The sequence below is a fragment of the Pseudodesulfovibrio cashew genome (genome assembly GCF_009762795.1).
In the GTDB taxonomy this organism is placed as follows: Bacteria; Desulfobacterota; Desulfovibrionia; order Desulfovibrionales; family Desulfovibrionaceae; genus Pseudodesulfovibrio; species Pseudodesulfovibrio cashew.
In genome coordinates, this window is record NZ_CP046400.1 from 3,611,818 (window position 1) to 3,636,099 (window position 24,282).

The following is a 24,282-nucleotide window of genomic DNA, read 5'->3' on the forward strand; positions in this document are numbered from 1 at the left end:
GGATTAACCCTCCACCTCGGCGGCCACAGGCCACCAGCGCTTACCGGTTATCAGCCGCTGGAGCTGGAAGAAGCCCTCAAGGAGCCCTTCCGGCCTGGGCGGACAGCCCGGCACGTAGACGTCGACGGGAATGAGCGTATCAACACCCTCGACCACGTTGTAGTTGTCCTTAATCTTGAAAGGCCCGCCGGAGATGGCGCAGTTGCCCATGGCGATGACCCACTTGGGTCCGGGCATCTGTTCGTAGAGCCTGACGACCGCCGGAGCCATCTTCTTGGTCACGGTCCCGGCGACGATCATCACGTCCGCCTGGCGCGGCGAAGGCCGGAAGACTTCCGCGCCGAAACGGGCCATGTCGAATCGTGCCATACCCGTGGCCATCATCTCGATGGCGCAGCAGGCCAGACCGAACGTCATGGGCCAAAGGGACATTGACCGACAGACGTCGAAGAGATCCTGTGCCAACTGGATGTTGACCAGCGGGGCATCCATGTGATGGTTGCCCGTGGTCAGGAAATCCTTTTGCATTACTGAATCCTGCGCGGCCATGTGAACACCCCTTTCGCCCAGAAGTAGACGACGGAAAGAATAAGGAATAACAGGAAGATGAAGACCTTTACAAAAGGTACCCAGCCATCAGCGTCAACGTACGCCGTAGAAACGGGGAAGAGGTAAAGGACATCCACGTCGAAGGCGAGGAAGATCAGGGCGTAAACGTAGTAGTTCACCCCCCAACGCGTCCATGAGCTGCCGTAGGGGACCATGCCGCACTCATACGGCATCCCGACGTCCCCACCCCGAGCTTTCGGGGCGAACAGCATCGCCAAAATCAACGGCCCGCAGGCAAATAGAAAGCCCGCGAGCAAAAACAAAACAATCGCAAAATGCAGCCAATCGAAAACCATACCTATATCCTTTGGCAGTAACATTGCAAACGACCTGTGGGAAACACAGCTTTCCCAAGGTTACCGAACTCCATGCACCGAAAAAAGGGCTAAGTCAAGCACATTGCTATTTTTTTCTCAAAGTCTGGGCCCTGTAACCAACTATATTCATTGAATCTACGCAAAGTGCAGAATGCTCTGAGGCCCTGTCCGAGCAGGGCTCAGCCGCCCTTCGCCCACCTGTCGGCAGAACTAAATTCTGCAAAAAAAAATTAAAAAAAAAGCGCCCCGCTATCTGCGAGACGCCTTGAAAACCGAATAAACTCTTACGAACTGCGAATCATTTGGGCATTCCGCACTCCCGAAAAGACCCGAAGCGCTTGCCGCAACGACGCTTCACACCGTACATGGCCGCGTCGGCCCGACTCACCAGAGTCATGCAATCCTTGCCATCATCGGGATAATAGCTGATGCCCACGGTGGCCCCCACCCGAATTTTCTCGCCCTGAATGTCAAAGGGCCTGTCGAGCACGGCGAGCAGATCCTTGGCCACGGTGACCGCCGCCTCCTCATGCTCCACATGATTCAGCAGCACCCCGAACTCATCGCCGCCCAGACGGGCCAGCGTGTCGGATTCCCGCACACGTTCAGAGAGTCGCTCAGCGACCATGCACAGCAGTTCATCGCCGGTTTGATGCCCGTAGGTGTCGTTGACCTTCTTGAAATCGTCCAGATCAATGAACAGGATGGCCGCTTTCTGGTCATAGCGCTTGGCATTGGCCAAGGCCTGCTCGGCACGGTCAAAGAAGAGATGCCTATTGGGAACGCCTGTCAGGGAGTCCACAGTTGCCAAGTGCTTGAGCCTCATCTCCATCTCTTTCTGCCCGGTGACATCCTCCACCACGCCTTCGATGTGGTCCGCACCGTCCAAACTGACGAGCCGGGAACTCTCGGAACACCAGATGGTGCTCCCATCCCTCTTTCTGCCGCGAAATTCAAAATGGGTGACGAAACCGTCGCGCCTGAGCAGTTCCAGATACTGACGCCGCTCTTCGGCGTCGACCATTACCTTCTCCCGAAAATCCTTCATGCAGGTCAGTTCGTCCAGGCTGCCGTACCCGAAAAGTCGAATCAAAGCGGGGTTGGCCTCCTTGATCTTCCCGTCGACAGTGGAGCGGAACAACCCTTCCACGGCCCGTTCAAAGATGGATCGGTAACTATCCTCGGCCCGGTTCAACTCCCGCAGGCTCTCGCCGCGTTCGTCTAGTTCCTCCATCAGGGTCAGCTTCTGCCGGTTCATGTCCAGGAAAACCTGCACCTTGCGCTTGAGCATCTCCACGTCCACAGGACGGAAAAGATAGTCAACGGCACCGGTCTCGTACCCCTGCCTGACATTCTCCTCGTCCTGAAATATGGCGGTGATGAAAATGATCGGCACGTGCTTGCCGCGTTCCAGCTTCTTGATGCGCGACGCGGTCTCGTAACCGTTCATGCCGGGCATCTGGATATCAAGCAGGATCAGGGCAAAATCGTTGGCCGCTACCAGAGCGACGGCCTCGGCTCCAGTGTCAGCCGCAACAACTTCGCAATCCTGGTCGCCGAGCATGTGCTCCAGCAGGGCCAGGTTGGTCTGGGAATCATCCACTATAAGGAGTTTCTGGGGAGCGTTCGTCATTGCGCGGCCTCGCTCTTCCAACCGGTGGCCGAAGCCACCTTCACCAGGCGCACACTGCCGTCATCCCTTGGCAGGGCCTTGAGCACAAAGTCGAAACGATCCAGATCCATGCACAGGTTGAAATCCCGTTCCGGCGCGTAATCCTTGTCCGGATCGAAAAACTTCTCAGCGCTGTCCACTCCAGCCAGGAACTTCTTCAGCACTTCGAAATTGTTGGGATAACCGTCAAGCTCGTTTTTAAGATACATGGCGCACATCATGTCCTCCTGGGCACGCATCTTCCCGGCCGTGCCCATGGCCACAATGGTAACCAACTCGGGATCGCGGGCTCGGATATACTCAACGATGGCCGCGGCGTTGACAAAGGCTCCGGTAATGATTTCATCGGCCTCGGCTGCCCCGGTCAATCCCTGGGTTCCAGCGCTGGTGGTGTGCACAACCGTCCTGCCGGAAAAATCTGCGGACTCTATCTCGGTGGGTGAATTGCCGTAATCGAACCCGTCCAGCTTGATGCAGTCCCGCTCCCCGATCAACACGCCGTTCCGGTCGGCCGCGAGCTTCCGGGCCAGGTCCACCTCGCCCACGGCGAGATAATCATCGGCACCCCGATCCACAGCGTAACACGCCACGGAAAAGGCCCGAAAAACGTCTATGACCACGACCAACCCCTTGGCCCGGCCTGCCCCACTTAAGCATTCAAGAATATTGACGACCATTTACATAAACCCACATGAACGGAATTATCAGTCTAGTCTCACTTCCCGGTGACAGAGTCAACCATTTGAAGAATTTTGTTTTCAACACAAGCCGGGCGGATAGAAAAATTCACCACTCATCACGGCTCATCGGGGATATCCAGCGATATCCTCCAACATATTGACAACGGGAGGTTTTTCTCGCAACTTGGCCACCATGAAGAAAAAACGAGTTCTTGTCACCGGCGGTTCGGGATTCCTCGGCTCCCACATCTGCGAGCGGCTGCTCGACATGGGAAGGGAAGTGATCTGTGTCGACAACTTTTTCACGGGACGCAAGGAGAATATCCTGCACCTCATGGACAATCCCTTTTTCGAGATCATCCGGCATGACATAACATTCCCGCTCTATGTGGAAGTGGATGAAATATACAACCTGGCCTGTCCGGCCTCCCCCATCCACTACCAGTTCGATCCGGTCCAGACCACCAAAACCAGCGTTCACGGCGCCATCAACATGCTCGGCCTGGCGAAACGGATCAAGGCCAAGATATTTCAGGCCTCAACCAGCGAGGTTTACGGCGATCCGGAAATCCACCCGCAGACCGAAGGCTATTGGGGCAACGTCAACCCCATCGGCATTCGCTCCTGCTACGACGAGGGCAAGCGTTGCGCCGAGACCCTGTTCTTCGACTACAATCGCCAGCACAAGCTGCGAATCAAAGTTGGCAGGATATTCAACACCTACGGCCCGCGAATGGCCATGGACGATGGACGGGTAGTCTCCAATTTCGTGGTCCAGGCCCTTAGGAACGAGGACATCACCGTGTACGGCAAGGGAGAGCAGACCCGGAGCTTCTGCTACGTGGATGATCTGGTTACCGGCATCATAACCCTGATGGAAGAGACCCCGGACGAATTCACCGGCCCTGTCAACCTGGGCAACCCCGGCGAATTCACCATTCTCGAGCTGGCCCAGACCGTCATAGAGATGGTCGGCTCCTCCTCGCGAATCGTATTCAAGGACTTGCCTTCGGACGACCCGATGCAACGCAAGCCGGACATATCCCTGGCCAGAAAGGCAATGGGCTGGGAGCCCACGATCCCCCTCCGGGAAGGGCTGGTCAACACGGTGGAATACTTCGAGAACTATCTCGAAACGCTATAGCCCTCAGACGGCTGGAGAAAAAGAATAGACTGGGCCGGAGCGCGGGATTCCCGCTGCCCGGCCCTTTACTATGAGGCTGCTACGGCCTCAAGCTCCCAGAGCATCCCAGAGTCTCGGCGAGATCTTCTCCAGGCTGTGACCGTCAACCACCTTCCGCCGGGCAGTCTCGGTCATGTTCCGGCGCAATTCCGGATCGCGGGCAAGACGCACCACATACCGTTCCCAGTCTCCGCCTTCCCTGACAAGAAAACCATCAATGCCGTGATCGATGACGGCGGCGTTGCTTCCCGTGTCCGAAGCCACCACGGCCACGCCTGCGGCCATGTAGCGAAGCACCTCCACATTGCTGCCCGCACGCGAATACTCGTCGTCCCCGTGGATCACCAGTCCGATATCCATGGCCTGGATACGGGAGGGCTCGTCCTCTTTTTTCCAGTTGGACCACATGGCGTACTCATGCCCCGGCCCTGCATACGGCTTCGCCGATAAAAACGAAAATTGGATGCCGCCGCCATGAGCGGCCAGAGAATCCATAGTCCCCTCCAGCAGCTTCTCCTCCCCCGGAAGACCGATCCAGCCCACCAGCGGCACGCCGCCCTGCTTTCCTCCGGTTCCGGGCCGATAGCACTCCACGTCGATGGGCGTATGGATAGTACGGACCATATCCTGATAATTCAGGATCTTTTTGGCGATTAAACGATTGTCGGCGAGGCAGAGGTCCACCCCTCGGCACATCTGCCCGAACCGCCGCTCAAGCAATGCCTGATCCATAGAGCCACGGCCCGTCCGGAACTCCCCTGCCGGGAGGGTCCAGGCCGCATCGGCCACGTCGTAAACCAGAGTCGAACATAGCCGCCGGAGCATGCCCAGTTCGAAACACGACAGCGTCTGACGATGAACGACCAGCACATCGACGCGAGGCAGCCGGCTGAAAAAACAGTACCGGGCATACCATCTCCGCGGAATTTCCCGGCAGGTTATATCCAATCCGGCGCGCAAGCCCGCCTGTGCAAAGGGCTGGATGCGAAGCCGGGCCTGGGAACGCCGGGATTCGGGAGGGACAAGAAACAGTATCTTCATGATGCGACGCCGACCGCCTGCTCTATCATTTGGACATACGGTTCGATCCCGGTTTCCATGCCCTCGGGCCAGACAAAGGGGCCGGGTTGTGGCTCACGAGCCATCCGAGCCAGCACTCCGGCCATGCGGCCCACATCGTCCGGGGTCGGGAACACGTTTTCTTCAGGCAGGAAATAGGCGCTGCCGTTACGCGCGCTCGACGCCACCCGACAGCCGCAGGCCAGAGCCTCGAGCACGGCATTGGAACAGGCGTCATAAAATGAGGCCAGCACAAAAATATCCAACGTACGGTAAAAGGAAGGCATGTCCTCCACCCGGCCAAGAAATCGGACGCGGTCTTCCACTCCCAACTGGCGCGCCAGTCGCAGATACCTGTCCGGGTTGCGCCCCCCGGCCACATGCAGCACGTGGCTGTCGGGCAACAGCGGCAACCCCTCTATGAGCTGGCGGATGCCCTTGAGGGCGAAATTTGTAGCCGCGGTGCCGATGACCACCTCATGCTCCCCGATGTCCGCCGCCCTCCGCAGGGCCTGTCGTTCCTCCTCCGACGGGGGAGAAAAACGGCTCAGGTCAGGCCGGTTGTAAATGACTTCGATGGATTCGGGAGCTCGATACGGATGCGCCTTGACAATGAGGTCCCGGACAAAATGGGACACGGCCACTATGCGTGGGGTCCGCCGCATGCGCCTGGCATCAATCCAATGGATAAGCCAGTTGACCGGAGCCAGGCGCCGCCGGAACATCTTGAAGCGACGCGAAAAGCCCTCTGGCCACGCGTCCTTGGAGAGCTGCCAGAAAATCGATATGGGGCCACCCCCGATACGCAGGATGTCCTGATTGATGGTGTTGGCCATGCCGAAGACGAGATCGTACCCTCCAACGCGAGTGAGGCGTTCGGCGCGGATCAAAAACCACAGGACCTTGATCAGCCGAAGCCCGCCGAAACGGCCTGTGACCACCGGGTTAACCCCTTCGGGCGGCTCGGTCTCGCAACGGGAGCAGATGAAATCCACCGCGTGACCACGCCGGGCCAACGCCTCGGACAAACGCCAGGCAAAGGACTCTGCGCCGCCGTACCGACTGAGTCGGGGCATGGTCAGCGCGATTCGCGCTTTGGTAACGGGGATGGACATAGGGGACTCTTGTGTCCCAATTTGCGGCGTTTGACAAGGATGTGTTAAGGCGCAACGCTCTTGCCGTCAGACGCAGGGAACGGTATGCTTTATTTCCTAAATCCCCGGAGGAGTCCCATGTTTTTCCAGAACCTGCCCCTAGACCTCGACACCTTCCTGTTCATCAACCAGTACCTGCGATGTCAATTGCTCGACGCGGCCATGCCCCTGTTTTCCTCCATGGGAGCCCTGCTGGTGCTCCTGGCAGCGGCCCTGGCCCTGGCCCTGCTGTTCGGCGGCAAGCGGCAGATAGTCTTCTTTCTCGTCCTCCTGGCAGGCATGGGCGTGACCGACTTTACCAGCAATCTCGTCAAGAAACAGGTCAACCGCATCCGCCCGCTCAACGCCGTTGCCGAGACCTACTACCAGGACAATGGCGACTGGAAACAACGCCCTAGCGACTTCAAACGCACAAAAGAAGTGGGCCGCTCCTATCCGTCGGCCCATAGCGCCAACTCAATGTGCCTGGCCGTACTGGCCATGCTCATCTGGCCCGCCCTGAAACGATGGCCCCTGGTTCTGCCGTTACTGGTGGGCTATTCTCGGATCTATCTCGGCAAGCACTACCCCACCGACGTCCTGGCGGGATGGCTCTACGGCGTGGTCACAGCACTGGCCGTATGGGTGATCTGGCAATACGGAGTCCGCCGATTCCTACCCGGAATGCGACGCTCGTAACATTTCACGATTCTAAACACAGCAGGGAAAGGCGGAGCGAACGCGGATTCAGTCCGCGGGCTACCGTTATTCTCCGTCGTCGGGAGTCAGGCCGGCCTCGCGGGCTTCCTTGCGGTAGCTGCGGTACACGGCCATGCCGATCCAGATGGAGACCACGAACAGCACCACGGCCATGGCCACGGTCAGGGCCACTCCTGTGGAGGATTCCCGGTTCATGCCCGCTCCGAAGAGCGCGAAGATGAAGCTCTGCGGCACGTAGCCGAGGGTCGAGCCGACGATGAACGGCACCAGAGGGATGGAGCTGATACCGGCGGCGAGGTTGGTCAGGACGTTGCTGCCGAGGGGAAAAAATCGAATTGCCAGAGCCGTCTTGAACGGCTTGTGGCGCAGAAACCCGTCCAGCCTGCCGATACGGTGCCCGAGCTTGCGGGCCACCAGTTCGCGTCCGCCCCACCGCGCGTAGCAGGCGGCCAGGGCGCACCCCATGCCGGAACCGAGGGTCGAAAGGACCGTCCCCCATCCCACGCCGAAGGCGAAACCGCCGAGAAAGCCGATCAACTGACGCGGCAGGCCCACGGCCGTAAACACTGCACTGACGCCAAGGTAAATGAAAACGGAAAGCACCCCGTGACCGAGGACGTGCTCATTGAACCACTGGGTATCACCGAGCATGTCGCCCAGGCCGAGAAAGCGCGCCAGATAGACGGCCAGCCCCAGCCCGGCGGCCATGACCAACCCCTTGGCAACGGCCCGCACGCCGCTTCGGTTGTCGCTATTGTTGCTTGTCATTGTTCCCGCGATGAAGACGGTAATATACTATTAGAAGACACGCCTGCCCGAGAAAAAAGAGTGGATCGCTCTGAACGACCCCATAGGCGAACCCGGCGCCCCCGGACACGGCGAGCGGAGCCACCCAGCGCCGCACCGCAGGTTGTATCGCGTTCCCCCGCACACGTATAGCCAAAACACGGACGAGAAACGCCCCCTGGACCAGGATGACAAGGGCCAGGAGCCACCAATAGGCGGGCGCTTGCATGGACTACTTCTTCTCGAGCACCGTGTAGCCGATGTGCCGTTTGATGAGCCAGCCCACGCCGATCAGGTCGTAGATGCCGGCCAAAGCGCGGTCCAGGGTGCCGTACTTGGACACGCCCGCTCCGCGCTCGCGATGGTTGACCTTGACCTCGTGGATGCGCGCGCCCTGCATCTTCATAAGGATGGGGAAATAGCGGTGCATGTTCTTGAAGCGGGGCAGCTTGAGGAGCAGGTCCCGGCGCATGACCTTGAGCGAGCAACCGGTGTCCCTGACCCCGTCGTCCACGATGGCATCGCGGATACGGTTGGCGATCTTCGAGGAGATACGCTTGATGAAGGTATCCTTGCGCTTGGCGCGCCAGCCGATGACCATCTCGCAATCCTTGCCGAACGCTTCAAGCATGCGCGGGATGTCGGCGGGGTCATTCTGGAGGTCGGCGTCCATGGTAATGATGATATCGCTCTCTGCGGCGTCGAATCCGGCGCAGAAAGCAGCGGACTGGCCCCGGTTCTCGGCAAAAGCCACGTAGCGGACCTCGTCGTGCTTTCCGGCCAGATCCCGGATGACATCCAGGCTACGGTCGGTGGAGCAATCATTGACGAAAACCGCTTCCCAATCCCGCCCGGTGGAATCGGCGGCCCGCTTAATTTCCGAGAACAGGGTCGTGAGGTTGTCCTGCTCGTTGTACACGGGGAGGACCACGGAGAATTTATCGGTGTTGTTCATATGCGGAGTGAATTACGGAATTTGCCCGCGCTTGTAAACCGCTCACATTCACCCCCAGACTCCCTTCGCCCTACCCCCTGTCGAAAAAATTTCCATTTTGTAGGAAAAAGTGATTGACAAAATCCGGCCATCCACCTAGAACCTCCTTCTCACGTGTCGCGGGGTGGAGCAGTTGGTAGCTCGTCGGGCTCATAACCCGAAGGCCAGAGGTTCAAGTCCTCTCCCCGCTACCAAGAAAATCAACCGGTTACATCTAAACAGATGTAGCCGGTTTTTTCGTTGTCCCAATTCACTCCCGTCCGGAATGAGAACGAGCTGAAAGCCCACCTGGGAGAAGGATTTCTTTACCAGATGGCCGCAATTGATCCCTCTGCCAGGCTCAACTCAGGCTGCCACCACCGAGAAGATCTTGTCGGCCCACGTCGTGGCCTCCAGCAACCCGCGTGAGACCTCCTCCACGGAGATATTCAGGGCGTCGCACTGGGCGATCACTCCATCCATGTCATTCTGTTCGATATTGAGCAGCAATTGCAAATACCGATTCAAATCGCTGGCCTCGTCAAGATAGCCGCCCTTGAGGGTATCTCCCAGAGGGAGCTGCTCCAGAATGTTGTCCATCTCCATGTCAAACAGGGCTTCGAGTAACGAGAACAACCCGAAGGTGAAGCCTGCGTCGGGAGCCAGATCCAGACGGCCATTAAGACACAACAACTCGAAGAACTTCGCCCTTTCGAGTGAACAGCGGTACAATTCCACTGTTTTCTCCTTGGGCACGATATCGGACATGATCACCAGTTGCAGCCAGCGGGACAACCTCTTTATCCCGAGCATATCAGACGCTCTCTTGATGGTGTCGATCTCGGTGGAGAACCCGAAAGCGGGACTGTTGATGTAACGGAGCAGCCGGTAGCCGATGCTGGGGTCAATTTTCAATGCCTGGACAATGGCATCTATATCGTCACCCTCTTCCTGGATTACCTGCATCAACCTGGCTTTCATCGCAGCGCTGGAAGGAATCTTCTTCCCTTCAATATTATGCGGCATGGCATAGAAAAACCCCTGAAACAGGTCGAAGCCCAATTCAAGACACATCTTGCGAGTATCGTTGTTGTCCACCCGCTCCGCAACGAGAAGCACTTTCGCATGATTGATCTTGCTGAGGATCTCCGCAAGCTCCTCTCTCGTCCGCCCCAGCACATCTACTTTTATGACGTCAGCCAGCTCGAGCAGTTCATTCTTGTCCGTTTCGCCCACGTAGTCATCAACGGCGATCAGATACCCGTCCTGCTTCAGAGTGATGAGCGACTGCTGCACCTCTGGGCTCGGCAGCACCGATTCCAGCACCTCTACGACGGTTACCGTTGGAGGCAAGGCCTGAGGGGCAAGCTCGTTGATCAGTTTTTCCGTAAAATTGATCGAGGTACGTCGGCTGATGTTGGTGGATTCCGCCTGTTGCAAAAAGCCGCAGGTGGCGACGAGCATGCTTGCAAACTCGGGATCATTGATGATGGCGATGCCATCTTCGGAAGAGGCGCGGTAAAGTAGCTCGTACCCCCAGACCTCGTTCATCCTATCAAAAATAGGTTGTCGCGCTACGATGACATTCTCGTACGGAACGTTCCTCGGTGTATATTTTCCCATTAACTATCCCTAGTTACTTGTATTTTTATCTTGTAGCCACTGCCAAACAAATAGTGATCATTCTCATTTAGACGCAGCATTTCTCGACTGTCAAGAGAGGGATAATTAAAAAAAATCCCTTTGCCGACAAGGATGAAGACAAAACATATTGTCCCACAATTATAAAATACACCTGTGCAGGACACTTCAATCTTTGCTGAGGCCAACGGGGCGGAAAAGGGAACTACTGTCGTTTCGTGAAGCCTGTGACATGGATTCCGAAGGGCCGCCGAACGATCCCATGAGACAAAGCCCCGAACCAGCCAAGGCCGCGTCAGGCAAGGAGACAACCAGACTGAAAATCAGGCAACTCGACGAAACACGCGATTGGCGTAAAAGCATTTCGCCATAAGCGCGGTGAGGCAAAAGGCGGAAACGGCGAACAGCAACGCGCCTGTAATGGAGCGGGCTGTCCCGAAGGCCCAGGCGAGACAGACCAGCGGCACGGGATGAAGAATGTAAATGGCGAAGGAAGCGCGACTGAGGGCGGACAGCAGTTCGGAATGCCAATCCATCTCCCGCAACAGCTGGAACACGCAGAAAGTGCCGAGGACCACTGGCGGCGAAAAATTGCCGTGAAAATACCGGCCGAAATAAAGGTTGCCGTACAGATCGGTAAAAACCACCACGCCGACAGCGGAAGCCGTCACGCAGAGCAGCAATCCGCCGCAGAGGATACCTCGACTGATAGTCCCCCGAGCCAAGCCGGAAAGGACTGAACCGGCCATATAGTAACCAACGTACGGAAGAAACAATACGGGGCCTCCTGAAGAGGACACCCACCAGAATTTAAGGCAGACGGCGTACACGACGGCAATGAGGATGGCCAGAAGAGTCAGGCTCCGCCAGGCCGGGGCGGACACGCTCCCCCTGACCAGCCGAAGCAACGGCGTGACCGCATAAAGTCCGGTGATGGCGTAGAGAAACCACAAATGATAGTAAAGAGTGCCGTCGACAATACCCTTCCACGCCAGGCCAGCGCTAAGACGTCCGGACAGGACAAGCACTATCGCATAGGCGGCTATCCAGAAAAGGAAGGAGGCGACACGAGCGGCGCGGCGCTTATAAAACTCGAACGCTCCCCCCTGTGCATATTCAGGCCTGAGTAACAGGGCTCCGCTTACCATGATGAAAAGCGGCGCTGCCCAGCGGGTCGCTGAATTGACCGCAACGGCAGACACCCATGAAACCGCGCTGGTGGGCAGCGTTGTTAGCAGAGGCTCGGTAGAGTGCTGGAGGACAACGGCCAAAATGGCCAGGGCACGTGCGGACTCCGTCCAGACCAGGGAATCGTCCCTGACCGGGTCGGCTTCAAAAGTGCGCAAAGCGGACACCATGAGCTACATGGAGTTGGACGGTCGCCCTACTTCCTCATGAATTTCGAATAGAGCCCGACCCCGCCGAGCCCCACGGCCACAAGGAGCCATGTAGCCGGTTCCGGAGCAGGAACAGGATTACTGCCGTTGTCGATGACCAGGGCCTGCATGTCGGGGTCCGTGGCAAACGCCGTCGCGCCTATGAGCAACAGAGAGGCCGCAGTCGAGGCAATGATCGCAAATACTTTCTTCATAACCGCACTCCTCCTCGGATGGATATACTTCATTCTATCGCATTATCCCGCAGCCATGACAAGTAGGGACGGTAGCTGACCGCAGGCAGCCTGCCGTCTTCGAGGGTTGCCCCATAAAAACCAAAAAACGCCGGCCCTCCCTGAGGAGCACCGGCGCTTCGTATCTTGGTCTTGCCTGACGCTACAGTTCAGGCATGGGCATGGGGTCCAGATTGCGTTCCAGGCACTCTGCCACGGAGAGCATGGACGCCTCGCTGAAGGACGGGCCCATGAACTGGAGCCCCACCGGCATGCCGGAATCCTTGCCGAGCCCCACGGGCAGGCTCATGCCGGGCAGTCCGGCCAGGTTGCAGGAGATGGTGAAGATGTCCATGAGGTACATCTGAAGCGGGTCGGCCTTCTCACCGGCCTTGAAGGCCGTGGTCGGGCAGACCGGACCGGCGATGAGGTCGCACTGCTCAAAGGCCTTGTCGAAGTCCTGCCGCAACAGGCGGCGGACCTTGGCGGCCTTGTTGTAATAGGCGTCGTAGTAGCCGGAGGAGAGTACGTAGGTGCCGATGATGATACGGCGCTGCACTTCGTCGCCAAACCCTTCGGTCCGGCTGGCGGTGTACATGTCGATGAGCTCCTCGGCGTTCTTGTTCCGGTAACCGAAGCGAACGCCGTCGAACCGGGACAGGTTGGAGGATGCCTCGGCCATAGCAATGATGTAATAGGTGGCGATGGCGTAATCGGTCAGCGCGAGCTTCACGGGCACGGTCTTGGCACCCAGCGCCTCCATCTTGGCCACGGCGGCGTGGCACGCGCCCTCGACCTCCTCGTCCAGCCCTTCGCCCCAGTATTCCTCGGGCAGACCGATGGTCACGCCCTCCAGGTTCTTGCGCCCAAGGGCGGCCAGGTAGTCCGGCACCTCGACGTCAACGGACGTGGAGTCCTTGGGGTCGTGCCCGGCCATGACCTGCAACATGCGGGCAGCATCTTCCACGGACCTGGTCATGGGACCGATCTGGTCCAGCGAGGAACCGTAAGCGATAAGCCCGAAGCGGGAGATGCGGCCGTAAGTGGGCTTGAGGCCGACAATGCCGCAGAACGAGGACGGCAGGCGAATCGAACCGCCGGTGTCGGTCCCCAGAGCGGCGAAGCACTGCCCCGCCGCAACGGTCGCGCCGGAACCGCCCGAAGAACCACCGGGCACACGCTCGACGTCCCAGGGGTTGCCGGTCTGGAAAAAGGCGGAGTTCTCGGTGGAAGAACCCATGGCGAACTCGTCCATGTTGGCCTTGCCGACGACCACGGCACCGGCTTCATTCAACTTGGCCACGGCGGTGGCGTCATAGAACGGTACGAAATTTTCGAGAATGCGAGAGCCGCAGGTGGTCTTGACGCCCTTGGTGGTCAGCAGGTCCTTGAGCACGATGGGCACACCCCACAGGGGCTTGCTCGCATCCGGGCCCTCGGCATCGAGAGCCTCGGCCCTGGCCAGGGCTTCCTCGCCCATGACCGTGATCAGCGCCCGCACCTTCGGCTCAGTGGCCTCGATGCGGTCCAGGCAGGCCCGGACGGCCTCCACGGCCTTCACCTCGCCGGACTGGAGCAGTCCGGCCATTTCCGTCAACGTCTTCTTATACAGATCAGACATAATCAATCCTGAATTAACTATAGCGGTTACACGATGCGAGGGACAATGAAGAACTGACCATCCTGCTCGGGCGCATTGGAAAGCACCTCGTCGCGGTTGTAGTCCTTGCGCGCTACGTCCTTGCGTAGCACCGTGGTGTGCTCCACCGGGCTGTACAGGGGTTCCACGTCATCCGTGTCCAACTCGCCAAGCTTGTCCATGTACCCAAGGATGTCGCCGAGTTGTCCGGCGAACAGCTCCAGCTTGTCCTGCGGCAGGTCCAGGCGAGCGAGACTCGCCACCTTGGCCACTTCTTCGGGACTGATCTTCATTTTTTTGCCTCCGGCGGCCGGGGGAAGGGGAGAGAGGGAACCCTTTTGGAAAGGGCTTCCCTCTCTCCTCTTCTCCCGGCCCCCCATCCCCTCTCTCCCTCCTAAACTTTTTAGCGCCGCTGTGCGGAATTCGGAGGGTAAGGGATGGCGTGCAATGTTGGCTACGCCCATCCCGTGGGGATTTATGGGTTAAAGGGGAAAATCCTCTTTGTTGTCACGGTGAAGATATGCAGTGCGCACATCCGTGCCGTCAAGTCCGATTGTCATGTATCCTCTCCTCTCCGGCAGAGAGCGCGGCAAGGAGTGGACGGGAGCCGCAATAGCCTCCCTAAAATACGCTCTTCTTCTGCTTGGCCTTCTCTTCTTCCATACGCTTCTCATAGGCCTCCACGCGGCGGGCACGGCGGGCCTTGGCGTAAGCGATGCGCTTGGCCATCTTGTCCGCGTCGACCAGCTGCTTGCCGTTGCGTACCGGGCTGAAGAGAAAGAGTTTCTGGCTTGCCACGCCATCGGCATCCCAGGATATCCGGGCCATGGAGAAGTCCATGGTCTGGGCCGAAGCGAACCGCCTGTTGACGTCGTCAGCATCCCAGGAGGACGGCAACGGGCCGAGCCGTCCGGCAAAGCGCAGGAAGTCGTAACCGAGCGCCACCCAGAAGTCCGCATGGCCAAGACCTTCCTCGGTCAGGGCGTTCTGCAGATCGCGCCCGCCATCGCTGTTTTCCCACCATGCGCCGGGACAGACCGCCAGCCGGTAGTAGTGCTCGTCGATGTCCTTGACGCCGTCCAGCGCACGGCTCCACAGACCGGGGCCGAGAAAGACCAGTTGGTCTCCCTCATAGAAGAAGAAGTTGGGCAGCAGGGTCTGCGCCTGGCTCCAACCGTCAGGCAGGAAAACCGCTCCGAAATCGGGCGGCGTAAGGGGCGCGTCCTTGTTCTCGCTGAAATTCGCAGGAATCTTGAGCAGCTTGCCCACGCTCTTGCCCCACTGCTTGAGATTGCGGGAGGGATAGGACTGCATGCCCTTGATGCGCCCGCCCAACGGGTAGGACTCGCGATAGAACGTCTCGGCCATGGTCCGCCCGAACTTTTCCTCGGGGTAGAACACGGCGAGATTCTTGATGCCCAGTTCGTCCACGGCCAGCTTGACCAGGCTGCGGACCTCGTCGTTGTGACTGGTGAAGAACCGCCAGGCGTCCTTTCCTTCCTTCAACTCACCGAGGGAGGCCAGGAAAGTAAAGAAAGCCCGCTGCTCGAGCACGCGCCTGCCCGAAGAGGACCCGTAAAGCTGCTTGAAGGCGCTGACCCGCAGGGGGCCGCCGACCACAGTGTAGTGGCTCGGCAGTTCCGCCAGCCGCTTGTCCCAGCCCGGAGCTTCGGTATTGATCACCCGCAGGTCGATGTCCGTGCCGTCCTGAGCCAGACGCCACTGGGCGAGCCCGGCACCGCGCAAAATCTTGACGCCCACCTTGGCGTACGGGCCGGTGAGCGGCAGGGCCAGGGCCAGCCCCACTCGGGGCACGCCGTATTCGTTCTCCAACTCGGCCAGCCTGGCGGTCAGCGGAGTCCGGTCCACCAGATCGGCCTTGGCGGAAAGATTGCGCAGGTTACGCCATGAGGCCGACCACGCCTCTTTGTCCGAGGCGTTGCGCACGCCCTTCTCGAAGGCCACCAGGACGTAGGGAAAACGCCACTGATTATCCGTGCTCACCGCCTCGGCCAGTTCGCCGATCTCCCGGTCCGACATGTCGCGGACCTTTTCCAGCTCCGCCCGCTCGAAGCCGAGTCGAGCCGAGTCGTCCGGCGCTTGCTTGTAGAAGCCGTCCATGACGTCCAAGGAGCGGCCCATGTCCCCCCTGGCGCGGAAATATTCGCCGTACCACAGGGCTACCTCCTGACGGGTGGGCCAGGGGATATTCGTGCTGCGCAGCAGCCACTGAAGGTGGTTCTGCAACCGCTCGGTCTTGCCCAGGGCGGCCATGGTATCCAAATAGACCCGCTCCCACTCCGCGTACTCCACGGCGTGGGTCTCCTTGTTGGCCCAGTTCTCCAGGGCTATGCGCGCCTGGTGATAGTGCTCGTTGCGGTAGGCGGATTCCGCCAGGCGAGGATAGGCCGCCAGAATCTCGCTCTGAGAGATATCCTGTCGCTCCAGCGCCTTGGCATAATAGAGCTCGGCGGCTTCATACTGCCTGGCGCGCCAGGCCGCGTCGGCCTCCAGCAACAGGTTCGGAGTGGACAGCAGATCCGTGGACCTGGTCTCCATTCTTTTGGGAGCGCACCCCCAAGCCACCAGGGCAAGAAGAGCAAGAAGGGCTAAAGAGCCTGAAATACCGGTATATCGTGTTCGATGCATCGCGTGTCCCATGGAAGCGGGTTTGGCAGCCAAAGAAAAAACCCGGCCCGCAGGTTAGCGGGCCGGGTACTCTATACTTCTCTTGGGCGGCTAAGGCAAGCCTTGCACCTTCGCTTCACAGGTCAGTCGCAGGGAAGCGGGATGAGCCTCCCCGATTACTTGACTTCGGTGTAGTCGGCGTCGACCACGTCGTCATCATCCTTGGCTCCCGCACCGGCGTCGCCACCGGCGGCTCCGGCAGCTGCCCCCATGTCCGGGCCCTCGCCCTGAGCGGACTGCTGAGCGTAGAGCTGTTCGGCCAACTTGTGAGAGGACTGGGCCAATTCTTCGGTCTTGGCCTTGATCTCGGCCACGTCGTCGGAATCCAGGGCCTTCTTCAGGATCTCGATCTTACCCTCGATGTCACCCTTGAGGGTGGCGTCCACCTTGTCGCCGAGGTCGCGCATGGACTTCTCGGAGGTGTAGATCAGGGTATCGGCCTGGTTGCGGGCCTCGATCAGTTCCTGCTTCTTCTTGTCGTCTTCGGCGTGGGACTCGGCGTCCTTGACCATCTGATCGATCTCGTCATCGGACAGGCCGGAGGACGCGGTGATCTGGATGGACTGTTCGCGGCCGGTGCCCATGTCCTTGGCGTGGACGTGAACGATGCCGTTGGCGTCGATGTCGAAGGCGACCTCGATCTGCGGCACGCCTCGCGGCGCCGGCGGAATGCCGGTCAGCTCGAAGTTGCCGAGCAGTTTGTTGTCCGCGCTCATGGGACGCTCGCCCTGGAAGACCCGGATGGACACGGACGGCTGGTTATCCGCCGCCGTGGTGAAGACCTGGGACTTCTTGGTCGGGATGGTCGTGTTGCGCTCGATGAGACGGGTCATGACGCCGCCCATGGTCTCGATGCCGAGGGAGAGCGGGGTCACGTCGAGGAGCAGCACGTCCTTGACGTCACCGGCGAGGATGCCGCCCTGGATGGCGGCGCCCATGGACACGACCTCATCCGGGTTCACGGAGCGGTTGGGCTCCTTGCCGAAGAAGGACTTCACCTTCTCCTGAACCAGGGGCATGCGGGTCATACCGCCGACGAGGATGACCTCATCGATGTCGGAGGCGGCCAGACCGGCGTCCTTGAGGGCCTTCTTGCACGGTTCCACGGTACGGTCGACCAGGTCCTCGACGAGCTTCTCCAGCTTGCCGCGGCTGATCTTAACCATCAGGTGCTTCGGACCATTCTGGTCGGCGGTGATGAACGGCAGGTTGACCTCGGACTCCATGGAGCTGGACAGCTCGTGCTTGGCCTTTTCAGCGGCCTCCTTGAGGCGCTGGAGAGCCATGCGATCCTTGGACAGGTCGATGCCGTTTTCCTTCTTGAATTCGTCGACAAGGTACTCGATGATCCTGTGGTCGAAGTCTTCGCCGCCGAGGAAGGTGTCGCCGTTGGTGGCGCGGACTTCCACGACATTGTCGCCGACTTCCAGGATGGAGATATCAAAGGTGCCGCCGCCGAGGTCGAAGACCGCGATCTTTTCATTTGCCTTCTTGTCGAAGCCGTAGGCCAGGGAGGCCGCGGTGGGCTCGTTGATGATGCGCTTGACCTCGAGGCCGGCGATCTTGCCCGCGTCCTTGGTGGCCTGACGCTGGGAGTCGTTGAAGTAGGCGGGCACGGTAATGACCGCTTCGGTCACGGGCTCGCCCAGGTAGGACTCGGCGTCCTTCTTCAGCTTCTGCAGGATCATGGCGGAGACTTCGGGCGGAGAGTACTTCTTGCCGTCGATCTCGACCCAGGCGTCGTCGCCGTTGCCGGCCACGATGCGGTACGGGCAGTGCTCCTGCCACTTCTTGACCTCGGGGGCGTTCACGTTGCGACCCATGAGGCGCTTGATTGCAAAAACGGTTTTTTCAGGATTGGTGACGGACTGACGCTTGGCGATATCGCCCACCAGGCGCTCCTTGTCGGTGAAGGCGACCACCGAGGGGGTGGTGCGTCCGCCCTCGGGGTTGGTGACGCATTTCGGGTCTTTGCCCTCCATGACGTAGACACAGGAGTTGGTGGTTCCAAGGTCGATCCCTATGATCTTACCCATGTTATGTCCTCCTAATTCGCTATTGAAATATGCTTACAGCGTTTATCGTTCTTGTTCTTTTGTTCAATAATCACGCGAACCGGCTTGTAAAGGGCGCGGGCCGCAAAAACTTCGGCTAGGCCTTGTTGACCATCACCTTGGCGGGCCTGAGCAGCCTGCCCTTGAGGAAATAGCCGCCCTGCACGATCTGCGCGATCTGGTTGTCGCTCAGCTCGCCGTCCTCCACGGTGCCTACGGCCTCGTGAATTTCGGGATTGAAATCGCCGCCCCGGACCGCTTCAACGCGCTCCAGGCCATGGCCCTTGACCGCGTCAAGAAAGAGCTTGCGGGTCATGTCCACGCCGATGACAAAATTCTTGCAGGCCGCGTCCAGGTTGTCGGTGTGGGCCAGCGCCAGGTCCAGGTTGTCGAGGATGGGCAGCAGGTCGGCCAGGATGGACTCGCCCGCATACTTCCTCATCTCGTCGGCCTCGCGCTGGAGCCGCTTCTTGACGTTCTCCGAGTCGGCCAGGGCGCGCAGCCGCACGCCTTCGGCTTCCTTGTACACGTCGCACCCGGGGCACACGGACTCCTTGCACAGGGCAACCAGTTCTTCCTGGCTCAGGGAGACCTCGGTTTCCATCTCTTCCACTGCATCCTCGGTTTCGACGTCCTCGGCCACGCCCTTCAGCTTGCCGCCTTCGTCATACAGCCCGTTGATGGGGACTTCGGTATCGGTTTTCTTCGCCATACAATCAATTTCCTTGAAATGGGGATTTCGTATCGTAAAAAAGCCCCACGATTTGCGAGGCATGTGGGACAAATAAGCATGTCGGAGGGGTTGTCAATGGCGCTGCGACAAAGAATTCCGCGAAAAGTGACAAGCGAAAAACAGGGAAATCCGGCTTGTTAAACAACCGGAACGAAAGTCTTCAGGATCCCGGCTATAAGCGGAAGGAGCCGTTTTCGTAAATCAGTCGGGGCTCCCCGCTCCCGAGCCGGGCCGTTACCCGCTTGGGCTGGGTGTTGACCAGGTCCCAATGCATGTCCGAAGAGTTGAGGCCGAATTCGTACTCCAGCTCCGGGGTGAGCATCTCGGTCGGGACGGTGAAGCTCTCCAGGACCGAACCGCCCAGGGCGATGTGACAATTGCCATGCTCCCCGCCGAAATTCTCGTCGAGCAGCGTGTGGGCCATGAACTTGTCCACGCGGGAGAAGCGCTTGTCCGTGAGCGAGAACTCTCCCACGCGGCGCGCGCCTGCATCGGAATAAAGCTGATTCTGCAAGAAAATCTGTCCTCTGGCCGCCTCGGTGCGGGCCGCGATGCCGTCGGAGAAATCCAGGGCCACTCCCATGACCAGATGGCCGTATCGCAGGGTGGGCTGGTCAGCATAGTAGGTGCCGCTGACCCCTCGAGCGTCCGGGGCGAAATAAATCTCATAGCCCGGAATATTGGTGCCGCTAACCCCGACGAACCGGCGATTGTCGCCCACCGGCACGATCAGGTCCACGTCCTCGGACTCCACACGCAGGGAGCGGACGTCCAAGGAATCCAGCCAGGCGCAGATTTCGTTCACCTCGCGCTGAATGCGCTTCCACTCCCGCAGGGGGGACGGCATGTTCAGCCAGCAGGCGCGCTGCAATGCGTAGGCATACTCTTCCAGGGTCATGCCCGACGCCACGGCCAGTGCCTCAGTGGGATAGATACAGGTGGTCCAGCCCAGGGAGCCCGCATTCTTGCGCCGCTCCAGTATGCGCCTGTTTGCCGCATCCGCCCGTCTCGCTTCGGCTATGGTCCTGGGGTCCACGGTGCTCAGGTGGGTGAGCATCTCAGGTGCGAGAATATTGATCACTCCGGCGGCCTGCCGGTACATCTCGGGCACGCCCGGCGGCTGGAACAGGAGCTGGCCGTAGCTCGAATTGAGGTAGCGCTCCATCTCCATCTGCGGCGTGGGCATGGCCACGGGCACGGGATAGAGGTGGGCGTCCATAAGCCTGGCGTATACGGCCTCGGCCAGAGCCAGCCCGGGGATGTCGTAGCGGATCAGGACCACGTCCCGTTTCTTCAGCGGCTCGGCGCGCGTCTCGCCCAGGGCCCACAGCAGGACCTCGGCGTAATTTTCAATGTCGACGGATTCGAACAGGGACACGGTTTCTCCTTGTTGGCGGGCGAAAAATCACTGCCGTCAAAAGGTATACCGCCCTTTGCCCACAGGCAACGGTTCATTTGCACGAAGCTTTGACTTCCCGCTCCAGCAGCCGTAAATACTCCCTATGCCGATACTCCCCGATCCGAACTACCTACCGCCCATTCCGTTCCGCAGCGCTCATCTCGCCACCATCTATCCGCCGCTCTTCCGCCCCACCCCGCCCGGGGAACCGGCGCGGGAGCGCATCGAAACTCCGGACGGCGACTTCCTGGACATCGACCGCCACAGAAGCCGCGCCGGGGCCACGCGCAAGCTGGCAGTGATCAACCATGGCCTGGAGGGACACTCTCGTAAAAAGTACGTGCTGGGCATGGCCCGAACGGTCACCGGCCTCGGGTACGACGCCGCCTGCTGGGTCCAGCGGGGGGCGGGAAAGGAGCTCAACCGCAAGGTCCGCTCCTACCACTCGGGCGAGACGGACGACCTGCACACGGTCATCTCCCACTGTCTCAAAAGCGGCTACGACCAGGTAGTGCTCATCGGTTTCTCCATGGGCGGCAACCAGATACTCAAGTATCTGGGCGAGGCCCCAGACCGTGTTCCATGCGAAGTCATGGCCGCTGCCACCTTCTCCGTGCCCGTGGACCTCGCGGCTTCGGAACGGGTCATCGCCCTGCCCTCGCGACGTATCTATTTCGAATATTTCATGAAGGGATTGCGCAAGCGGATTCGCGCCAAGGCCGAGGCCTTCCCCGGAGAGGTAAACCCGGCAGGGCTGAAGGGCATCAGGACCCTACGCCAGTTCGACGATTTCTACACCGCGCCCGTCAACGGGTACGCCGATGCTGCCAACTACTACGCCAAGGCCAGCTCTCGGCAGTTCCTCGGCGATATCCGCATCCCCACCCTGCTGGTCAACGCACTGGACGACCCGTTCCTTGGGCCGGAATGTTATCCGACCAGAGAAGCGGAAGGGAATGAGAACCTGTTTCTGGAGATGCCGAAGCACGGCGGGCACGTGGGCTTCATCACAGCCGGACCGGACAACGTCTACTGGTCCGAGTCACGCGCCGCGCGTTTTTTGAAGGAGCTCGCGTACTAATTCCCGGCTTTGTTGGGCGCAGGGGTTCCGTGCCCAACCCTCATGCGGGAGCGCATGAACAGCAGGCCCACCAGGGGCACCACGGCGGCGATCACGGCCAGGATGCTCAGGACCACGACCTTGGAAGCCCACTCCATGGCGACGATCTCCATGGACACGGCTCCGACCAGAAAAATCTCGAAGGTCATGATGGAGGAGGCTGCGCCGATATCCGTATCCACCTGATCCAGTATCATGTTATTGCTCACGGGCCGAGAAAATCCCACCGAGAATGAAATGGCGAACATGGGGATCGCCACGGAAAGCGGGGTGGCTCCGCCGAGCAGGAACAACGCGACTCCCGACCCGAGCAGGCTGAACAGCGTGAAGTATAGCATGTGCATGGGATTGAAATAGCCCCCGAAGCGGGTGCATGCCAGGGAACCGAGCATGAAACCGAAGGCATTGGCTCCGAAATACAGACCAAAGGCCTGTTCCGACAGTCCGAACCCGTTGATGTAGATCTCAGGAGAACTGCCGATATACCCGAAATGGGGAAAAATGATAAAGGCGAAAGCCAACGCGAGGGTCGAAAATCGGCCGTTCCGGCAGACCGCCACATAGCGTCCGGCCACGGCCAGAAATCCACCGCTGGTAAACTCTTCCAACGGCTCCTTGAGCCGCAATACGCCGTAAAAGGCAATCACCGCCATAACCGCCTGGCTGGCGAAGATCCACCGCCAGGAGGCGAACTTGAGCATCAGCCCTCCCACGGAAGGCGCTAGCATGGGACAGAATGCCATGATCACACCTATGTAGCCGAGAATCTTCTGCCGCTCGATGCCATCGTACAAATCCTTTGAGAGGGCCAGTGCCAAAGCCGCCGCAGCAGCAGCCCCGGCAGCCTGGATGATCCTGGCGGCTACAAGGAAGACGATGGACGTGGACATGGCGCACAGCAGACACCCTGCAATAAAGGTCAGAATTCCCCAGAGCAGCACGGGACGCCGCCCGAAGCGGTCGGACAGCGGGCCGTGGATGAGCAGGCAGAGGCTGAAAGCCAGGAAATAGATGACCAGGGACAGGTTGGCCTCGGTCAGCGGTATCCCCCACTCCTGCTGGAGCGTGGGAATGGCGGGCAGGTACATGTCCGTGGACAGGGGCGGAAATGCCGCCAAAAGAGAAAGAAGAATCAGATTGGGCATAGAAATGCGACTGCGGCGTCAGTGTTTGACATTAAAAGTTGAAGCCGCAACTTTTTCTAATTCGGAACGGATGTCAAGCAACTTTTCCGTGTCACCGACCTCCGGCCCCATGACCCGCTCAGGGCAAACGGGAATGAAATATAGCTTAACGGGAAGTGGCGACTAACTTTCTTCCCTTCTCCTGCGCCCACCGAAAAGCAGATATGCCAACGCAAGGGCAAGCAGGCCGAAGGAAACGCCAAGACCGATCTTGAGCGAATGCGAAATGGAGGGGTCCATAACATACCAGGAGCTCAAGATGCGCTCCCGCTCCTCGTCATTGATCTGCGATAGTCCCCGGTTGACTAGATCAAGAAGCTCTTCGTCACCTTTCTTGACGGCTCCGCGCACCGATTGCGTGTAGACGGTCTCCCGCAGGACAAAATCGTCCAATTTCGCGTTAGTGCCCAGGTTATGAAAAATGTTGTGCTGCTCGGTGACCATGCCGTCCGTTTCCCCATCGACAAAGGAATCGATCAGTTCCTGGGCGGTCGGGTACCCTTTAAGCCGGACCTCGGGAAACCGTCTCGCAACCTCGGTCTGCGAGGCTCCTCGGCTCAGGACGGCCAGGGTTTTGCCCTTCATGTCTTCCATGGAAAGGATCGGCGACCCTTTAGGCACGACCAGGACCAGTGACATGGAATAGATCGCTTGGCTGAAGTCGAACACTCTCTCGCGCTCGGTCGTGGCGAATATGCAGCCGTGCAAATCAGCCGTTCTCTGCTGTACCCGCTTCAGTGACTCATTCCAATCATCGAGCACGAAGGTCACGGGAACCCCAGTCACCATAGCCCACTTTCTCCAAAGGTCGACCATATACCCTTTCGGCTCGCCGTTAAGTCCGACCGACGCCATGGGCGGCATGCCTCGGCCCAGAGATATGGTCACTCCCTTGCGGTACTGCTCGGGGACATCAAAGGCTTCAACCGAAAACGGAAACAGCAAGGAGAAAACCAGTACGAAAGCAACAGCAGGATATGGCATGCAACAGTCCGGTGCAGAAGTGTTGGAACGGAGAAAAATGACGCCTGCCGAAATAAGCGCCAAAATTTCCTTACAATACATCCCCCATACTGTTCAATC

The 24,282-nt window shown here is 59.3% G+C and carries 22 protein-coding genes and 1 tRNA gene; 4 read left to right on the plus strand and 19 right to left on the minus strand.

Translation table 11 applies throughout. The features are described 5' to 3' along the window. Positions 1 to 3: 3 nt before the first annotated feature. The 4 genes from GM415_RS16570 to GM415_RS16585 all read right to left on the minus strand — a co-directional run bounded on the left by GM415_RS16570 (position 4) and on the right by GM415_RS16585 (position 3,275). Complete coding sequence (locus GM415_RS16570; RefSeq protein ID WP_158950138.1) at positions 4 to 549, minus strand: NADH-quinone oxidoreductase subunit B; 546 nt, start codon at positions 547 to 549, stop codon at positions 4 to 6. Then, positions 528 to 905 (minus strand): NADH-quinone oxidoreductase subunit A, encoded by a 378-nt coding sequence (locus tag GM415_RS16575; protein WP_158950140.1) that lies wholly within the window; start codon positions 903 to 905, stop codon positions 528 to 530. The genes GM415_RS16570 and GM415_RS16575 overlap by 22 nt, the downstream gene beginning before the upstream one ends. Before the next feature lie 319 nt (positions 906 to 1,224). Further along, entirely contained in the window at positions 1,225 to 2,559 is a 1,335-nt protein-coding gene (locus GM415_RS16580) for a diguanylate cyclase domain-containing protein (RefSeq protein WP_158950142.1), read from the minus strand. Further along, positions 2,556 to 3,275, minus strand: coding sequence for a 2-phosphosulfolactate phosphatase (locus tag GM415_RS16585; protein WP_158950144.1), 720 nt, complete (start codon positions 3,273 to 3,275; stop codon positions 2,556 to 2,558). Before GM415_RS16585 ends, GM415_RS16580 begins: the two co-directional genes overlap by 4 nt. A 196-nt stretch (positions 3,276 to 3,471) precedes the next feature. On the opposite strand from GM415_RS16585, the gene GM415_RS16590 reads away from it, so the two are divergent. Beyond that, on the plus strand, positions 3,472 to 4,422 hold the full coding sequence (locus GM415_RS16590; RefSeq protein ID WP_158950146.1) for a UDP-glucuronic acid decarboxylase family protein: 951 nt from the start codon (positions 3,472 to 3,474) through the stop codon (positions 4,420 to 4,422). 87 nt (positions 4,423 to 4,509) lie between these two features. Here the strand turns inward: GM415_RS16590 and GM415_RS16595 are convergent, their stop codons facing one another. Both GM415_RS16595 and GM415_RS16600 read right to left on the minus strand, forming a co-directional pair. Then, complete coding sequence (locus GM415_RS16595) at positions 4,510 to 5,502, minus strand: glycosyltransferase family 4 protein (protein WP_158950148.1); 993 nt, start codon at positions 5,500 to 5,502, stop codon at positions 4,510 to 4,512. Beyond that, positions 5,499 to 6,635, minus strand: a complete 1,137-nt coding sequence (locus GM415_RS16600) for a glycosyltransferase family 4 protein (protein WP_158950150.1) — start codon at positions 6,633 to 6,635, stop codon at positions 5,499 to 5,501. The genes GM415_RS16595 and GM415_RS16600 overlap by 4 nt, the downstream gene beginning before the upstream one ends. A 117-nt stretch (positions 6,636 to 6,752) precedes the next feature. On the opposite strand from GM415_RS16600, the gene GM415_RS16605 reads away from it, so the two are divergent. Then, positions 6,753 to 7,352 carry a phosphatase PAP2 family protein gene (locus GM415_RS16605; protein ID WP_158950152.1) on the plus strand — a complete coding sequence of 200 codons (600 nt, stop codon included), beginning with the start codon at positions 6,753 to 6,755 and terminating at the stop codon, positions 7,350 to 7,352. 66 nt (positions 7,353 to 7,418) lie between these two features. On the opposite strand, the gene GM415_RS16610 is transcribed toward GM415_RS16605, so the two are convergent. Next, complete coding sequence (locus GM415_RS16610; RefSeq protein ID WP_158950154.1) at positions 7,419 to 8,141, minus strand: TVP38/TMEM64 family protein; 723 nt, start codon at positions 8,139 to 8,141, stop codon at positions 7,419 to 7,421. 250 nt (positions 8,142 to 8,391) lie between these two features. After that, positions 8,392 to 9,114, minus strand: a complete 723-nt coding sequence (locus tag GM415_RS16615; protein WP_158950156.1) for a glycosyltransferase family 2 protein — start codon at positions 9,112 to 9,114, stop codon at positions 8,392 to 8,394. A 157-nt stretch (positions 9,115 to 9,271) separates the two neighbouring features. Here GM415_RS16615 and GM415_RS16620 point away from each other — a divergent pair. Continuing rightward, positions 9,272 to 9,347, plus strand: a tRNA-Met gene (locus tag GM415_RS16620). 151 nt (positions 9,348 to 9,498) lie between these two features. On the opposite strand, the gene GM415_RS16625 is transcribed toward GM415_RS16620, so the two are convergent. The 9 genes from GM415_RS16625 to GM415_RS16665 form a co-directional block, all read right to left on the minus strand. Next, the gene (locus GM415_RS16625) at positions 9,499 to 10,755 is read right to left on the minus strand and encodes an EAL and HDOD domain-containing protein (RefSeq protein WP_158950158.1); all 1,257 of its coding nucleotides are present in this window, start codon (positions 10,753 to 10,755) and stop codon (positions 9,499 to 9,501) included. 341 nt (positions 10,756 to 11,096) lie between these two features. Beyond that, positions 11,097 to 12,119, minus strand: coding sequence for an acyltransferase (locus GM415_RS16630; protein ID WP_158950160.1), 1,023 nt, complete (start codon positions 12,117 to 12,119; stop codon positions 11,097 to 11,099). 38 nt (positions 12,120 to 12,157) lie between these two features. Further along, positions 12,158 to 12,364: a PEP-CTERM sorting domain-containing protein gene (locus GM415_RS16635; RefSeq protein WP_158950162.1), complete on the minus strand. Its 207-nt coding sequence runs from the start codon at positions 12,362 to 12,364 to the stop codon at positions 12,158 to 12,160. A 181-nt stretch (positions 12,365 to 12,545) separates the two neighbouring features. Then, positions 12,546 to 14,003, minus strand: coding sequence for an Asp-tRNA(Asn)/Glu-tRNA(Gln) amidotransferase subunit GatA (gatA, locus tag GM415_RS16640; protein WP_158950164.1), 1,458 nt, complete (start codon positions 14,001 to 14,003; stop codon positions 12,546 to 12,548). Between the two features lie 26 nt (positions 14,004 to 14,029). Next, complete coding sequence (gene gatC / locus GM415_RS16645) at positions 14,030 to 14,314, minus strand: Asp-tRNA(Asn)/Glu-tRNA(Gln) amidotransferase subunit GatC (RefSeq protein WP_158950166.1); 285 nt, start codon at positions 14,312 to 14,314, stop codon at positions 14,030 to 14,032. A 328-nt stretch (positions 14,315 to 14,642) separates the two neighbouring features. Next, positions 14,643 to 16,580: a type 1 periplasmic-binding domain-containing protein gene (locus tag GM415_RS16650; RefSeq protein WP_242012286.1), complete on the minus strand. Its 1,938-nt coding sequence runs from the start codon at positions 16,578 to 16,580 to the stop codon at positions 14,643 to 14,645. Positions 16,581 to 16,825: 245 nt separating this feature from the next. Then, positions 16,826 to 18,745, minus strand: a complete 1,920-nt coding sequence (gene dnaK, locus GM415_RS16655) for a molecular chaperone DnaK (RefSeq protein WP_158950170.1) — start codon at positions 18,743 to 18,745, stop codon at positions 16,826 to 16,828. Between the two features lie 115 nt (positions 18,746 to 18,860). After that, complete coding sequence (locus GM415_RS16660) at positions 18,861 to 19,475, minus strand: nucleotide exchange factor GrpE (RefSeq protein WP_158950172.1); 615 nt, start codon at positions 19,473 to 19,475, stop codon at positions 18,861 to 18,863. 193 nt (positions 19,476 to 19,668) lie between these two features. Next, the gene (locus tag GM415_RS16665) at positions 19,669 to 20,874 is read right to left on the minus strand and encodes an aminopeptidase (RefSeq protein WP_158950174.1); all 1,206 of its coding nucleotides are present in this window, start codon (positions 20,872 to 20,874) and stop codon (positions 19,669 to 19,671) included. Between the two features lie 124 nt (positions 20,875 to 20,998). Between GM415_RS16665 and GM415_RS16670 the strand changes: the two genes are divergently transcribed. Then, the gene (locus GM415_RS16670; RefSeq protein ID WP_158950176.1) at positions 20,999 to 21,976 is read left to right on the plus strand and encodes a YheT family hydrolase; all 978 of its coding nucleotides are present in this window, start codon (positions 20,999 to 21,001) and stop codon (positions 21,974 to 21,976) included. Here GM415_RS16670 and GM415_RS16675 read toward each other — a convergent pair. Both GM415_RS16675 and GM415_RS16680 read right to left on the minus strand, forming a co-directional pair. Then, positions 21,973 to 23,160, minus strand: coding sequence for a multidrug effflux MFS transporter (locus tag GM415_RS16675; protein WP_158950178.1), 1,188 nt, complete (start codon positions 23,158 to 23,160; stop codon positions 21,973 to 21,975). The genes GM415_RS16670 and GM415_RS16675 overlap by 4 nt on opposite strands. A gap of 162 nt (positions 23,161 to 23,322) precedes the next feature. Continuing rightward, positions 23,323 to 24,264: a transporter substrate-binding domain-containing protein gene (locus tag GM415_RS16680; RefSeq protein WP_158950180.1), complete on the minus strand. Its 942-nt coding sequence runs from the start codon at positions 24,262 to 24,264 to the stop codon at positions 23,323 to 23,325. Between the last annotated feature and the right edge of the window lie 18 nt (positions 24,265 to 24,282).